Annotated in this window: 13 protein-coding genes; 5 read left to right on the forward strand and 8 right to left on the reverse strand. The window is 47.9% G+C overall.

Annotated features, from left to right (window positions below):
• Positions 1–35 precede the first annotated feature (35 nt).
• The 4 genes from B0D95_RS07400 to B0D95_RS07415 all read left to right on the forward strand — a co-directional run bounded on the left by B0D95_RS07400 (position 36) and on the right by B0D95_RS07415 (position 4,750).
• Positions 36–2,294 (forward strand): TonB-dependent siderophore receptor, encoded by a 2,259-nt coding sequence (locus B0D95_RS07400; protein WP_078043306.1) that lies wholly within the window; start codon positions 36–38, stop codon positions 2,292–2,294.
• Positions 2,295–2,497: 203 nt separating this feature from the next.
• Positions 2,498–2,800: a DUF3649 domain-containing protein gene (locus B0D95_RS07405; protein ID WP_078045662.1), complete on the forward strand. Its 303-nt coding sequence runs from the start codon at positions 2,498–2,500 to the stop codon at positions 2,798–2,800.
• Positions 2,797–4,428 (forward strand): PepSY domain-containing protein, encoded by a 1,632-nt coding sequence (locus tag B0D95_RS07410; RefSeq protein ID WP_078043307.1) that lies wholly within the window; start codon positions 2,797–2,799, stop codon positions 4,426–4,428. Before B0D95_RS07405 ends, B0D95_RS07410 begins: the two co-directional genes overlap by 4 nt.
• Before the next feature lies 1 nt (position 4,429).
• A complete protein-coding gene (locus B0D95_RS07415; RefSeq protein WP_078043308.1) occupies positions 4,430–4,750 on the forward strand; it encodes a DUF3325 domain-containing protein in 321 nt (106 codons plus the stop codon).
• 47 nt (positions 4,751–4,797) lie between these two features.
• On the opposite strand, the gene B0D95_RS07420 is transcribed toward B0D95_RS07415, so the two are convergent.
• Positions 4,798–5,946 (reverse strand): MBL fold metallo-hydrolase, encoded by a 1,149-nt coding sequence (locus B0D95_RS07420; protein ID WP_078043309.1) that lies wholly within the window; start codon positions 5,944–5,946, stop codon positions 4,798–4,800.
• A 118-nt stretch (positions 5,947–6,064) separates the two neighbouring features.
• On the opposite strand from B0D95_RS07420, the gene B0D95_RS07425 reads away from it, so the two are divergent.
• Entirely contained in the window at positions 6,065–6,664 is a 600-nt protein-coding gene (locus B0D95_RS07425) for a TetR/AcrR family transcriptional regulator (protein ID WP_078043310.1), read from the forward strand.
• On the opposite strand, the gene recJ is transcribed toward B0D95_RS07425, so the two are convergent.
• From recJ to trmD, 7 genes are all read right to left on the reverse strand, one after another.
• Positions 6,657–8,390: a single-stranded-DNA-specific exonuclease RecJ gene (gene recJ, locus B0D95_RS07430; protein ID WP_078045663.1), complete on the reverse strand. Its 1,734-nt coding sequence runs from the start codon at positions 8,388–8,390 to the stop codon at positions 6,657–6,659. The two genes, B0D95_RS07425 and recJ, sit on opposite strands and share 8 nt — an antisense overlap.
• Before the next feature lie 100 nt (positions 8,391–8,490).
• Positions 8,491–9,888, reverse strand: coding sequence for a threonine synthase (thrC, locus tag B0D95_RS07435; RefSeq protein ID WP_078043311.1), 1,398 nt, complete (start codon positions 9,886–9,888; stop codon positions 8,491–8,493).
• Positions 9,889–9,904: 16 nt separating this feature from the next.
• Positions 9,905–11,209 (reverse strand): homoserine dehydrogenase, encoded by a 1,305-nt coding sequence (locus B0D95_RS07440; protein ID WP_078043312.1) that lies wholly within the window; start codon positions 11,207–11,209, stop codon positions 9,905–9,907.
• 145 nt (positions 11,210–11,354) lie between these two features.
• Positions 11,355–12,152: a DsbC family protein gene (locus B0D95_RS07445; protein WP_078043313.1), complete on the reverse strand. Its 798-nt coding sequence runs from the start codon at positions 12,150–12,152 to the stop codon at positions 11,355–11,357.
• A gap of 60 nt (positions 12,153–12,212) precedes the next feature.
• On the reverse strand, positions 12,213–13,109 hold the full coding sequence (xerD, locus tag B0D95_RS07450; protein ID WP_078045664.1) for a site-specific tyrosine recombinase XerD: 897 nt from the start codon (positions 13,107–13,109) through the stop codon (positions 12,213–12,215).
• A gap of 186 nt (positions 13,110–13,295) precedes the next feature.
• Positions 13,296–13,646: a 50S ribosomal protein L19 gene (gene rplS, locus B0D95_RS07455; protein WP_078043314.1), complete on the reverse strand. Its 351-nt coding sequence runs from the start codon at positions 13,644–13,646 to the stop codon at positions 13,296–13,298.
• A gap of 10 nt (positions 13,647–13,656) precedes the next feature.
• On the reverse strand, positions 13,657–14,394 hold the full coding sequence (gene trmD / locus B0D95_RS07460) for a tRNA (guanosine(37)-N1)-methyltransferase TrmD (RefSeq protein WP_078043315.1): 738 nt from the start codon (positions 14,392–14,394) through the stop codon (positions 13,657–13,659).
• Positions 14,395–14,493 lie beyond the last annotated feature (99 nt).

The raw sequence follows: 14,493 nt of genomic DNA on the forward strand, positions 1-14,493 counted from the left end.
TTACATACAGCTATTTATTAGATTAAGGGCTACACATGCATAACAGAGAAACAGTTTTTCGTAAAAATTCACTCTCCATCGCGCTGCACACTGCAGCTTTACTCGCAGTTGTTGGCGCAAGCACAACCCAAGCTGCCAATGAAGTAACAGAAAAAGCGGTGCTGCCTACCGTGAAAGTAGAGGCCTCAGGGGAAGAAGTAATCACTGAAGGTTCCGGCTCTTATGCGGCCAAAAAATCGCGCAGTGCGGCTAAATTAAATTTAGATCTGAAAGAAACCCCACAATCCATCAGTGTGATTACTCGCGAACAAATGGATCAACGCGGCCTGACAACCATCGATGAGATTCTGACGGCAACCCCCGGTGTTTATGTAACCAAATCAGACAGCGAGCGCTCCAGTTATTACGCGCGCGGTTTTTCGATTACCAATCGCCAAATTGATGGCTTGCCGGTAGGCGATAACAGCCCGCGTTTTGACAATTTCTTTTTTGATCGCGTTGAGACCATTAAAGGTGCAACGGGTTTGATGGGCGCAACGGGCAATCCATCGGCCACTATTAATATGGTGCGCAAGCGCCCGACTGCTGAGCTTAAAGGCAATATTGCTCTGTCTGCAGGCCGCTGGGATCACCAACGTGTTGAGGCCGATGTATCAACCAAGCTGAATGAGAGTGGCAGCATTCGCGGCCGCGCCATGGCCGCACAAACCGATGAAGATTCCTACATGGATTTTTATCATTTGGATTCAACCCTCGCCATGGCGATAGTGGAAGCAGATATCACACCAAATACCTTGGCCACGCTTGGCTACCAATATCAAAAAAATAGCCCTACCGGCTCCACCTGGGGCACAGTGCCCTATTGGAATAAAGATGGCAGCCTCGCCAATTTGCCACGCAACTTTAGTTTAACGACAGACTGGAGCAGCATTAAAAATAGTGATGAAACTGTTTTTGCAGAAGTGCAGCATAGTTTTGCGAATGACTGGTTAGTGAAAGCCGTTGCCACTTACACCACGTCTGAATCTGATTGGATGGTTGCTTACGGCGGCAGCGGTTTTCCCGACCCCGCAACGGGCACCGGCCTGTCGATTTGGACAAGTGTTTCACCTTACAGCGAAAATAAAAAATTCAACCTCGATTTATATGCATCCGGCCCATTTGAATGGTTCGGTCGTAAACATGATTTTATTCTTGGCTATAGCGGTTTTACCTCAGAAAACACCAACAATAATGTCACAGCGAATATTCAGTATTCCGCACAAATTGCTGATTATCGCACCTGGAAAGGCGACATTCCCAAACCAACCTTTGTCGACAATGGTAGCGGCAGTGAAAACACCACAGATATCTACGGTGTTTACTCCACCCTTCGCTTCAATATTGCTGAGCCATTAAATGTTATTGTCGGTGCACGCTTAAGCGCCTATGACTACGAAAGCAAAAGTTGGACAGCAACCACACCCAAAACGGATTCCGCGGCACCACGCAGTTTGGATGAAGTCACGCCATACATTGGTGTGCTGTATGACATCAATCAACGCTTTACTGTTTATGCCAGTTACACGGATATGTTCCAACCCTCAGCGCGTAAGGATCGCAATGATAATTATCTGGACCCCGAAACCGGTATTAATTACGAGCTGGGTATTAAAGCCGATTGGATTGATGGAAAACTCTTAACATCTGCCGCTGCATTCTGGTCAGAAAAAGATGACCTCGCCGTTCTGGATGTGGAATACAACACCTACGTAACCAATGCGATAGCCAATGGCGCAAACGCACAAGATTTTAAAGTGCTCACGGCCTACAGCGCCACGGGGCAAGGGTTAAAAGTAGAAGGGTTTGAAATAGAAGCCATTGGCCAACTCGCCGACACCTGGAATATTTCTGCTGGTTATACCTACGTCAACAGTATTAGCTCTGCTATTTCCGCAGAACTCACCAATGTGCCCCAGCATCAATTCAAATTAACCACCAGCTACATACTGCCGGGCAGTTGGTGGCAAGGCGCGGAGGATATAAGCCTGGGCGGCGGCGTCAATTGGCAAAGTGATATCTCCAATAAATGGGGCGGTGCGCCAGCAAATGCTGTTGGCGATGGCGTGATTGAACAAGATGCTTACGCCCTGGCCCATGCGTTTGTTAACTATCAAATTAATGATTACATCAGCGCGAATCTGAAAGTCGACAACCTGTTTGATCAAGACTACTTCACCAATGTGGGATTTTATAACGGCGTTTACTGGGGCTCGCCCCGCAACCTGAAGCTAACGCTGCGCGCACGTTTCTAATCCGGCATTTATTTGCTCGTATTGCGCGGCAACGTCCAAACCGGGCTGAACAACCATCACTGACAAGCGCACTCTCGCCTGTTGGTGATGGCGCCCTCGGCACAAATGACACAAAAACCCAAATGACATTAAGTGCCATTTGGCATAAAATTTCATATAATGCTGCACAATATTCGCGACCATCATTTCAATTGCCAACCATTATGAAACCACTCTCTTCAGATGCCCTGTACCGCTGGCATATCGCACTCCGCGCCATTACCGCCATTCTCGGGGGCTATGTGATCGCCAATCTCGTCGGCTGTTTAATGCCCTTTTTGTTCCCCATGAGCAAAAGCGATGCGGTAATGACCGGCATATTGCTGAGCTTTTTAATCTATAGCTTGGTGATCCTGTGGGTCTTTAGTGTGCGTTCCGTACACAAAGCATGGCGTGGTGTTGGACTGGTATCGCTGCTGTTGGCCGGCATATTGGCCGCCGTTAAATTCAGTGGAGTTGTCGTATGAAAAGTGGTTTTCGTCAATCCATGGCATGGGTTCACACTTGGGGCGGTCTGTCGGTAGGCTGGATTTTATTTTTCGTCTTTCTCACCGGCACCCTCGGTTATTTTGATACCGAAATCGATCGCTGGATGAAACCGGAAATGCGATTGGACAATACGCCCATGGCCCAATCGCTGGATGCAGCCCAGCAACGCCTGCAAGAAAAAGCGCCCGGCGCAGCGCGCTGGTTTATCAACCCGCCCACTAACCGGGACACACCTAACCTGCGCATTTTTTGGGAACTGCCGGGAACTGATGGTAATCGCGGAATTACTGGCAGCGAAATTTTGGACCCCGACACCAGCCAACCTATCAGTGCACGCAGCACTGGCGGCGGACAAGTGCTCTACCGCATGCACTATGCACTGCATTATTTACCCATCACCACCGCCTATTGGATTGTTGGCATTTGCTCCATGTTTATGCTGATAGCGATTATTACCGGCGTCATCATTCACAAAAAAATATTTAAAGATTTTTTTACATTTCGCTCACATAAAGGTTCTCGCTCCTGGCTGGACATGCATAACGTGCTCAGCGTGATAGCACTCCCCTTTCATGTCATGATTACCTACAGCGGCCTGATTTTTTTAGCTTTCACCTATATGCCACTGATTGTGGCCAGCAGCTATGGCACCGAGCGGGATGCACAGCGGCAATTTTTTAATGAATTATTTGCTGAGGCACACCGAACAGAACCTGCAAATATAGCGGCACCACTCGCTTCGTTGCATAACATAGTGCAGCAAGCTGAAGATCAATGGGGCAGCGGACAAATACGTTACATCAGTATCTATAACCCTGGTGATGCCAATGCCCGTGTAAACATTGGGCGCATAGTCACCTCACCACTGCGTTCAACTCCCGAGATGGTTTTTGATGGTGTCAGTGGAGAATTGCTCAGCGCACCCAGCTCACAAGGCTCTGCACCGGTTGCCGTTCGCGAGACATTTATTGGCCTGCACGAAGGGTTATTTGCCAATACGACTTTGCGTTGGCTGTATTTTTTCTCGGGGTTATTAGGCACGGCTATGATCGCCACCGGCATGGTGTTATGGATTGTTAAACGCCAACCTGCACAATTAAAAAAACCCAATGGCCCGGATGTGGGTTATCGCTTGGTGGAAAGCCTGAACCTTGGCACTATTGTGGGCTTACCCATTGCCATCGCTGCCTATTTTTGGGCTAACCGTTTGCTACCGGTGGATTACACCGCACGCGCTGATTGGGAAGTGCACATACTCTTTTTAACCTGGCTCGCATTATTGCTTTATCCCTTTATCAGCTCATTTATTTTCAAATACTCACTCAAACGCAACTGGCTGACACTCTTAGGCATGGCAACATTTGCCTACGGCGCACTGCCCGTAATCAATGCGCTGACCACTGAGCGCCATTTGGCGAATAGCATCGCGAACCGTGATTGGGTGTATATAGGAATGGAGACGAGCTTTATCGCTACTGCATTGCTGTTCGGTGTAACCGCGTATTTACTGAATAAAAAATGGAAAGCGCAAATAGCAACACCGGTGATTGAAAAAAAACGGGCAGCGCAATTTAATCTCCATCCACAGCAACAGGAAGCTAACTGATATGTTTTTCGCGTTTACCCTAAGCTACCTGAGCTGCCTTGGTTTATGCATGGCAATGCAGCGTCACTTTCAACAACTTTGGCCGCAAAAAAAATTATCGCCGCCATTGGCGCGACTATTTTCTACCAGCGGTTGGTTACTGCTCCTCGGCGCTATCATTCTAGCCTCACAATTTGAGGGAATTGCTGTCGGCCTGGTATTCAGTGCCGGGCTATTCTCCGCTGCGGCTTTTATACTTATCCTGCTATTAAATTTTGCTGCACGCGCTGTATTAATCACTGCCGCACTGCTCATCCTGCTGTGTGTAGTGCTCTTGGTGTGAAGATAGTGCAGGTGATTAACAGACAGCGCGTGATTACCCTGCAGGCATTATTGCGCAGGCACCACAGCATAAGGTTCCGGCATCAGCGAGTGCCACCATTCGGTATTAACAGCCACATGCTGTTTTAATGTAGCCAGGGAAATCGGCTGACCAAAGATGGGGGTTAATAGCACTGCATTGGCTTGGCGCGCTGCCGCACTGACACGCAGCAAAGGGTCATACCAACTGTGGAATGCCAAATCAAAAGTCCCATTGTGCACCGGAACCATCACCTGCCCTTTCACATCCACATGTGCCTGTACACTTTGCTCGGGCGTCATATGAATATCAGCCCAATCATTGTCATAGGCACCCGTTTCGATAAATGCAACATCAAAAGGCCCATAAGCGGCACCAATCTGTTTAAAGCCATCAAAATAACCTGAGTCACCACTAAAATAGATCGAACCCGCCGCTGTTTTAATCACCCAGGACCCCCACAACGTCGTATTACCATCGCCAATTCCACGCCCGGAAAAATGCTGGGTTGGCGCGAAAGCAATCAGTGCATTATCGGTTTGCAACTCTTGCCACCAATCAAAACGTACAATGGCATCAGCCGATACACCCCATTTTTGCAAATCCACTTCCACACCCAAAGGCACCAAAAATTGTTTGGTTTTTGCCACCAATTTTTTGATGCTGGCTTTATCCAAATGATCATAGTGATTGTGGGAGATCAGCACTTTATCGATCACTGGCAATTCATCAATCCCGATAGGTGCTTGATGAAAACGCTTGGGACCCAAGAATGAAAACGGCGATGCACGCTCGGAAAATACCGGGTCAAGCAACCAGTATTCGCCATAGACTTTTAACAACAGCGACGAGTGCCCCAGCTTTATAAAATGCACACCTTGATTAGACAATGCACCCAATTGATCCCGGCTGACCTTTTCCACCGGCATTGCCTTCAGTGGCACCTTATCCTGAGCAGGCTCAGTGAAATAACGCTTGGCAATTTGCAAGGTTTTTAGCAACCCGGGTTGTTCAAACACCTTGGTATTTAGAAACTTACCATCGCGATACTGGCTCGCATGAACCAATGTTTCCCCATCAACACTTGCCACTATTTGCGCATTCACCATTGCAACTCCTGCGACTATTAATGTGAGGCCACCCAGCAACCAGGCCGTGACCTTTACGAATGTATTCATAAGCTCAACCAAAAATAAACTACACGGTGCAGTTTACATAAAAACACCAATAAGTAAACTAGCTGGTGCAGTTTTTTCTGCTGCAAGCTAGAATAGGCGGATTGATCTGAGGTAAAACATGAAACTGACCGACCAAAAAAGAAGGCAAATACTGGATGCTGCCGAAGAGCTCTTCCACAGCATGGGGGTAGAACACACCAGCATGGATCAGTTAGCACTGCAGGCCAAGGTGTCAAAACGCACGGTTTACAACCACTTTGCCACCAAGGATCAGTTGTTCCAGGCCATCCTGCAACGCATGTTTGACAAGCTGTCCCAAGCCAGTGAAATCCGCTTCGATGCCTCACTTCCGATCGACCAGCAACTGTATAAGATTGCAGAAGATGAAGTTTCCATGCTCGGTTCAGATGCTTTTTTGCGCGTGGCTAAAATTGCCATAATGCAAGTAATGCAACGCCCTGAACTGGCGCAACTGATGAATGACAGTGCACTGGGCTGCAAGCGCTACATGGAAAGTTTCCTGCAGGATGCTTGCACCGCCGGTGCCCTACAAATTGCCGACATACCTTTTGCCAGCAAACAGTTTGTCTACCAGCTCAAATCCTTTGTGTTTTACCCCACCTTGTTTGGTTTGGAAAAACAAACTGCCGCCACACAAAGACACATCATCAACGAAGCCGTGGCCATGTTTCTCGCGCGCTATCGGCCTGCTAAATAACAGGCTCAAGATAATCCACCAACAGTTGTACGCTGGTATTGCCACGAAACTCATTAATATCCAATTTAAAGGCGGCGCGTATTTTTTGTAATTGCGTATTAGGCCAGAGTGATGGATCTATATTAAATGCGATTGCATCGATTAGCTGTTGGCCTTGTGCATCAATAGACAATGTCATTTTTAAATGATTGGTGCCAACCAGTTTTTGTTGCAATAAATAAAACTCACCATCAAACGTAGGCTCTGGAAAATGCTGACCCCATGGGCCTGCATCGCGCAACTGGCTAGCCAGTTGCAGGGAAAAGTCTTGCGCTGCCAACTCGCCATCACTGACAACAACCGCTTGCAAGTCGTCGTCATTCAATTGCCGGCGAACCTCTTCATCAAACGCTTGCGAGAAACTATCAAAGTTTTCACGCAGCAAACTCATACCAGCGGCCATTGCATGTCCACCAAATTTTTGCAGCAACTGCGGATGGCGGGCAGCAACTGCATCCAACGCATCGCGAATATGGAAACCGGGTACCGAGCGTGCGGAACCTTTAATCTGCCCATCACCCACATCGGCAAACACAATAGTGGGACGATGATATTTATCTTTAATCCGCGAGGCCAAAATACCAATAACACCCTGGTGCCAGGTTTCATCAAACAAACATAAACCCCAAGGCAAACTCGCTGCATCTGCATGTAAGGTTTTTTGCAGCATCGCCATAGCTTCCTGCTGCATGCCAGTTTCGATTGCTTTGCGGTCGCGATTTAATTCATCTAACTGCGCCGCCATTTCACGCGCAAGTTGCTCGCTCTCACACATCAAACATTGAATACCCAGCGACATATCATCCAAGCGCCCTGCTGCATTCAACCTTGGCCCCAATGCAAAACCAAAATCATTGGCAACCAACTTATGCGCTTGTTTACCGGCGACTTCCAGCATTGCTTTTATGCCTGGGCGACAGACGCCCGCTCGAATACGCTGTAAACCTTGGGCAACCAGAATACGATTGTTATAGTCCAAAGGCACCACATCAGCGACTGTGCCCAACGCAACCAAGTCCAAAAAACTGGCCATATTCGGTTCAGTAATTCCGCTTTCGTCAAACCAACCCATTTGCCGCAACTCTGCGCGCAAGGCGTTCATGACATAAAAAATAACACCAACACCCGCAAGGTTTTTGCTGGGAAACTCGCAACCAGGCTGATTGGGATTCACGATTGCATCGGCATCGGGTAATTCAGCGCCCGGTAAATGGTGGTCGGTAACAATAACGGCAATACCCAACTCACGCGCAGCATTCACGCCCTCAATGCTGGAAATGCCATTATCAACCGTGATAATAATATCTGGCTGCTGGGCTGCAGCTACCGCAACAATTTCTGGCGTTAAACCATAGCCATATTCAAAACGATTAGGCACAAGGAAATCCACATCCGTTACACCCATCGCTTTTAGTGCCAATACAGCTAATGCACTGCTCGTGGCGCCATCAGCATCAAAGTCGCCCACAATCATTATTTTGGCTTGTGCCACAACAGCATCCGCCAAAATGCTCACCGCCTCTGGCAATCCTTTAAAATTCGGCTTATGTAAATTGAGCAATGGATACTGCAGTTCTCGTTCACTCTGCACCCCGCGCGCCGCATAAATACGCTGCAATAAAGGGTGTATCGGCGAAGTAATTTCAAAGGCAGTCGATAACACTCGACGACGAATAGCTTTTTGCATAAATACGTTTAAACCCGGGTAGAAAACCAATTCATTCACCGCAATAAAAAACGCCGCAGAGACTGCTCCCTGCGGCGTTTTTTAATACGCTGAATAAAATTTATTTGCGCACATTGGCCGCAACAAATTGCTGCACCTTGGTAATGTCCTGCGGTAATACGGTGTAACGCTCTTCGCGCTCAAACAAGTCCTGCATGTGATGCGGCAATGCAGGGTCAGTGTCCTGTCCTGCTTTGCGCACCGCTTCAGGGAACTTGGCCGGGTGCGCAGTCGCAAGCACTACCATTGGAATATCCTGACGGCGGCGTGTTTTGCGCGCTGCGTCCACACCGATGGCGGTGTGCGGATCCAGTAAATATTCCGTGCGATCAAACACTGAACGAATCACATCGATAGTAACTTCGTCGCTCACGCCATGGCTGGTAAACAATTCGCGTGCGCGCACCAGTGCAGACTCTTTCAGTGTCATGCTGCCGGATTTAAAATCCTCCATCAGCTGACGAATAGCATTGCCATCGCGATCATACAGATCAAACAACATGCGCTCAAAATTACTCGACACCATAATATCCATACTCGGAGACAAGGTGTGTTGCAGTTGGTGCTTGCTGTGATCATTACTGCTAATGCAGCGATGCAAAATATCGTTGCTGTTAGTAGCAATCACTAATTGATCCACTGGCAAGCCCATTTGTTTCGCCAAATAGCCTGCAAAAATATCGCCGAAGTTACCTGTAGGAACCGAGAAAGCGATTGGGCGATGGGGTGCACCCAATGCCAGACCGGCGTAAAAGTAATACACGATTTGCGCCATAATACGCGCCCAGTTAATCGAGTTTACCGCTACCAGTTGGCGACCTTCCGGCAAAAAGGATTGATCACCGAAACTGGCTTTCACCATGTTCTGGCAATCATCAAAGTTACCTTCAAGTGCAATGTTAAATACATTCGGTGCAAGCACGGTAGTCATCTGGCGACGCTGAACATTCGACACGCGATTGTTCGGGTGCATAATGAAAATATCGATGTTATCGCAACGGCGACAACCTTCAATCGCAGCCGAACCTGTATCACCGGAAGTTGCACCCATCACTACCACTTTTTGGTTGCGTTTCTTCAATAAGTGATCGAGCAAATGACCTAAGAACTGCAATGCAAAATCTTTAAATGCGAGCGTTGGACCCTGGAATAATTCCAGAATCCATTCGTTATGCCCTGTCTGCACCAGAGGCGCAATGGCATCGTGACGGAAGGTTGCATAAGCATCAGCGATAATTTTTTTGAAATCTTCATCGCTCACAGCGCCAGCCACAAAAGGCTTCATCACATTAAATGCCAGCTCCTGATAGGAAAGCCCAGCCCAGGATGCAATTTCCTCTTTAGTAAATTTTGGCAAGGTTTCCGGTACGTACAAACCACCATCTGGTGCCAGACCAGTAAGTACAACTTCTTCAAAGCTAAGTGCAGGCGCTTGGCCGCGGGTACTGATGTATTTCACGATTGCAAACCCTTAATTATTTCAATGCTTCAACACGGATACGCTGTACCGCACCGGTAACTGAGTCCAACGCCTCAATACTGCGAATCGCGGCGGTGAGCTTTTTGTCCTGCACTTTATTGGTCAACAAGATGAGCGGTACCGTAGACTCGCCCTCTTTTGCTTCACGTTGAATCATTGCTTCAATACTAATGCCCGAATCACTCAAAATAGTCGCAATTTTTGACAAGACACCGGGCTTATCCTGTGCAGACATGCGCAGGTAGTTAGCGGTTTCCACCTCTTCAATAGGCAGAATGGGCTGCGCTGATACAAAATCAGAACCGAAGCCAAGATAAGAAACACGATGCTCGGGCAATGCGGTCAGCGTACGCGCCACATCGACAATATCGCCCACAATTGACGAACCCGTTGGTTCAGCACCTGCTCCAGCACCATAGTACATGGTTGCGCCAACTGCATCGCCTTTTACCAGTACGGCATTCATGACGCCATCAACATTGGCAATCAAGCGCTTCTCCGGAATCAGCGTAGGATGAACACGCAATTCGATTCCCTTGTCAGTACGGCGCGCAATGCCAAGGTTCTTAATGCGATAACCAAGCTCTTCTGCATAGGTCACATCTTCCGTGGCAATCTTGGTAATTCCTTCAGTGAACACCTTATCAATTGCCAAAGGAATCCCAAATGCAAGCGACGCCAGAATGACCAACTTATGCGCCGCATCAATACCCTCAACATCAAAGGTCGGATCAGCTTCAGCGTAACCCAATGCCTGAGCTTCAGCGAGAACATCGTCAAATGAACGGCCCTTATCGCGCATTTCCGTAAGAATAAAGTTGCCGGTACCATTAATAATACCCGCCAACCATTCAATTTTATTAGCAGCCAAACCTTCACGAATCGCCTTAATAATGGGAATGCCACCCGCCACTGCCGCTTCAAACGCAACGGTGACACCCTTGGCTTTTGCAGCAGCAAAAATTTCATTGCCATGATGGGCAATGAGCGCTTTGTTTGCAGTAATGATGTGTTTGCCGTTTTCAATAGCCTTAAAGATCAGATCTTTTGCGACGGTAGTGCCGCCCATGACCTCAACCAACACATCCACATCAGGGTTATTGGCAACATCAAATACATCGCGCGTTACATTGTATGCCGATGTATCGCAATTAGGATTATCGCGGCGTGCACCAATTTGTACGATGGTAATGTCGCAACCGGCACGGGCATCAATCAGCGCTTTATTGCGCGTGAGAATATTTACTGTACCACTGCCCACGGTGCCCAGACCGCAGATGCCAATTCTTACCGGTTTCAAGGTGAATTCCTCGTCAAATGCTAGTGAAAATTACGCCAATATTAAAAAAGACGGCCACCATACTCATGGTGGCCGTCAGTGTCAATTGCGCGGTATAAGCGGGATGCAAGAAGTCAGGCTAGACCTTCAAAATCCCCGCAACCACTTAAATACCGAGGGTTTTTGCCAGCTCTTCCGGCGGCAAATAGCCAGGCATTAACTTGCCATCTGGCAGGAACAATGCGGGCGTTCCATTAACCCCCAACTGCCCACCCAATTGGAATTGTTTGGCTACCGGATTATCACAGGTCGCATTAGCTACCGTCTGACCCGCTTTCAGTTTGGTCATAGCCTCCTGCTTGTCTTTGGCACACCAGGTAGAAATCAGCTTATCTGCCGATGGACTGGGAATACCGGCACGAGGATATGCCAAGTAGCGTATTTCTATACCCAAATCGTTATAGCCCGGCTTTTCCTGACCTCCTTCATTGTATGTATGCATTTGGCTGTGCAATTTACGGCAATAGCCGCAATCAATATCAGTGAAAACATAAACAACAGCCTTGGCTTTACCCTTGGGCTTGAAGTTAATGCTGTCTTTTGAATTCAGGCTGGCCAGTGCTTTTTTACGCTCCTCAATCACATAAGGATCTTCAATTTTTGAAAATCCTGTTGCATCAATCCCAAATACTTCGCCCGCAATGAATTTATCGCCCTCCGGCGTTACAAACAGCAAGGGGCCGCCGGGAACCTGAACCTGATAGAGACCCTTAATCACAGCGGGGCGCGGGGTGCCGAAATTAATATCCGGACGCGCTTGGCGCAACTTTTCTAAAATGGTTTCTTCTGCTGTTTTGCGCTTTAACAGATCACCTTGAGCTGCAGCAAAGGGAGTTACCATAAAGGCACTTGCCGAAAAGCTAGCCAAGGCAATAAAGCCGAGTTTCTTTACTATTTTTATCATCTACTTATCTCTTGAAAAGTGAAAAAGAATACTTGGGTTAAAAATCACACCAATTGCCAATTAGCCGCGCGGGTGATGCTCCGCATGCTGCTGTTTCATACGCACCTTAGCAATGTGGGTATAGATTTGGGTTGTCGATAAATCACTATGCCCGAGCAGTAACTGTACCACACGCAAATCCGCCCCATGGTTCAATAAATGCGTCGCAAAGGCATGACGCAAGGTATGAGGCGACAAATTTTTGCTAATACCAGCCATCATCGCCCAATGCTTAATGCGGTACCAAAAAGCCTGCCGAGTCATAGGCTGCGCTCGCGTGCTGGGAAATACTACCTCATCAGGGACATTATTCAGCAACACAGGTCGCGCTTCTCGTAAATAACGCGCTAACCACGCCGAGGCTTCCTCCCCCATGGGAATCAATCGCTCCTTACTTCCCTTTCCCAGAACCCTGACAACATTTTGGCGCAGATTGATCTGCGACATGGTTAAATCCACCAATTCACTCACCCGCAGGCCACAAGCGTAGAGCACCTCCAGCATAGTGCGATCACGCAACCCAACAGGATCGTCAAGATCGGGGGCAGCCAGTAGCGCTTCGACATCAGCCTCGCTTAAAGATTTCGGCAAGGAACGAGATAATTTGGGGTTATCAATCAAAGCCAAGGGGTTTTCTGTAACTGTATTTTCGCGCAATAAATACCGATAAAAACCGCGCACACAGGACAAGAAACGGGCAGCTGTCCGACTGGACAACCGCCCTTGCAATCGCTCATCCAGATACTGCTGAACCCAAATGGCATTAGCGCCAACCAAACTAACCCCATTTTGTGCTAACCATGATGCAAACTGCTGCAAATCACGCCGATAAGACTCTTGCGTATTCTGACTCAAGCCTTTTTCCATCCAAATGGCATCCAGATACTCTGCAATTAATTGGGAATCCGCAGCAGATATTTCCACCTTAATTGCATCACTCATACCAGCACCACTTGACAGAGAATCGTGCAAAGACTTTAGCGGCTTAACCAGGGCATAGCAACGCATCATTGAGCACAAAAAAGCAAAAAGCCGGAACAGTTTCCTGCCCGGCTTTTTGTGATCGACACGTATGAACTGCAACTAGTCGTATCGAAATAAATCTTATACCAGCTTTTCTTTAATACGAGCAGCCTTACCAGTAAGGTCACGCAGGTAGTAAAGTTTAGCTTGACGCACATCACCACGACGCTTGAGTGTAACACTCTCAATCAATGGGCTGTGAGTTTGGAAAGTACGCTCAACACCTACACCGTGAGAAATTTTACGTACGGTGAAAGCAGAGTTCAAACCACGGCTGCGAATAGCGATTACAACACCTTCATAAGCCTGTACACGCTCACGATCACCTTCTTTTACTTTCACGTTTACAACAACAGTGTCGCCTGGTGAAAATTCGGTAACGCTTGCTTTCAGTTGTTCGTTTTCCAACGCCTGAATAATTGGGTTAGTCATTGATATTCTCCTAAGAGTCTATAGCTTCACAGCTAGAGTTTGTCGTATCAAGGTCACGACGATATTCCGTCAACAGCTTTTGCTGCTCCTCGGTTAAATTTATTGCATGCAATAAATCTGGCCTTTTCAGCCAAGTTCGCCCCAGCGCTTGTTTCAAGCGCCAGCGCCGAATCAATTCGTGATTGCCGGATAGCAAAACATCAGGCACACGCATGCCCTCAAAATCCTCAGGACGGGTGTAATGAGGGCAATCTAACAAACCATCCGTAAACGAATCCTGCTCTGCCGAAAGCGCATGCCCGAGGGCACCAGGAATCAGTCGGATAACAGCGTCGATCAATACCATTGCTGGTAATTCGCCGCCACTTAATACGTAATCGCCAATCGACCACTCTTCATCGATGACAGTTTGCAACAACCGCTCATCAATGCCTTCATAGCGACCAGCCAACAAAATCATATTGTTGTAACCAGCCAGCGCTACAACACCTGCTTGATCCAGTGTTCGCCCTTGTGGTGACAAGTATATGACTTTTGCATCATTTCCTGCCCACAACTTGGCTTCAGCAATGGCGTCGCGCAGAGGCTGCACCATCATCACCATACCAGGACCACCACCATAAGGGCGATCATCTACAGTTGAATGGCGATCATGCGCAAAATCGCGGGGCGTTATGGTTTTTAACTCCACCAAACCCTGCTTGATTGCCCTGCCAGTGACACCGAATCCGGAAATAGCACTGAACATATCAGGGAAAATAGAGATAACCGCAATTCTAAGCAATTGACGATAACTCCTCTCGCCCACAACACTCAGGTCATAGCTTAAAAGCAACAACTGAAACTA

This window comes from Cellvibrio sp. PSBB023 (assembly GCF_002007605.1).
GTDB lineage: Bacteria > Pseudomonadota > Gammaproteobacteria > Pseudomonadales > Cellvibrionaceae > Cellvibrio.